Source organism: Vibrio sp. Vb1554, assembly GCF_033344235.1.
Genome location: NZ_JAWPOJ010000304.1, coordinates 1 through 1,193, shown reverse-complemented (window position 1 = coordinate 1,193; position 1,193 = coordinate 1). Strand labels below are relative to the sequence as shown.

Here is a 1,193-nt window from a genome sequence, read left to right as displayed (position 1 = left end):
ATGCAAGGCAGCAGCAGGCTAAGATGAAGAAAATCAACGATCTGATTCCACACCGTTCGCGATTTTCACACGCAAAGCAGCCAAAGATAATTTGGTTTTAAACATCACTTTTCGTTTCATTCGGGCAAAATCAATTCGGAGTAGATTTGAACTGGAAAAGACTTGTGCAGTTTTATAGTGTCCCACCTTCTCAAGCGGCACTGGCACTGGGTATGATCGGGCTTGGCCAAGCGTGGGCGCTCTATGTTCCCGATATTGGTACGCCAATTCGTCCTTTTCTGGCTTCATTTGGCGCGTTATTGCTCGCTCCCGTTCTGATTAAGTACGCCACCAATCCTCGCCTATTTATGGCGGATATTAAGCACCCGTTAAGTGGTAGTTTAATGGCACCAATGAGTATGGCATTATTGATCCTGACCGATTATCTCGCGTCGGTTGCACCACTCATTGCCTATCCCCTTTGGTGTTTAGCTGTACTGCTTCATTTTACAATGATGGTGCTGTTTTTTGGCTTCCAGCTCATGAACTTCAAAATGTCGAACATCGTCCCGAGCTGGTTTCTCTACCCTGTTGGATTAATCAGTAGCTCGTTGGCTGGTTCGCAATTCGGTCATAATCTGTTTTCCGAAACCCTCGCGATCATGTGTATCGGCATTTACTTCTTTATGCTACCACTGGTGTTGTATCGCTTGGTGTTTTTTGGCTCACTGCCAAGACGAGCAAGACCAACGCTTGCGATTATGGCCGCGCCCGTTAACTTGTCACTGGCAGCTTATTTAGTGAATTTTCCCCAACCCGACCCTATTCTGACGGGCGCATTGGCGGGGATCGCGATCACAATGACGCTACTGATCTACTTATGTTATTTCCGCTTACTTCGATTGAAGTTCCAACCCTCGATTGCAGCGGTGACTTTTCCTTCAGTCATCAGCGCCATTGCGATGCACCGATTAACCTCTTTTTTCGCACAATCTCATCCTCAATGGCATTGGTTACACGATTTCGGCTTTTTAGAACTCAGTATCGCGACTGTATTGGTTGTTTGGGTATCGGCAGGTTATGTGAAAATGTACTGGCCAGAAATTTTAAGAACCCCGACCAAACAAGCATAAAAAACGGCCTCATTAAGAGGCCGTTTTTTATCACTATCAACAAAGTATTAACCCGTAAACTTCGCCATGAAGTTACCGACG

At 45.9% G+C, this 1,193-nt stretch carries 1 protein-coding gene; it reads left to right on the top strand.

Going from position 1 to position 1,193, the window contains the following annotated elements; translation table 11 throughout:
* The first annotated feature begins 164 nt into the window (after window positions 1-164).
* Window positions 165-1,112, top strand: coding sequence for a TDT family transporter (locus tag R8N28_RS25825; protein WP_169610052.1), 948 nt, complete (start codon window positions 165-167; stop codon window positions 1,110-1,112).
* Window positions 1,113-1,193 lie beyond the last annotated feature (81 nt).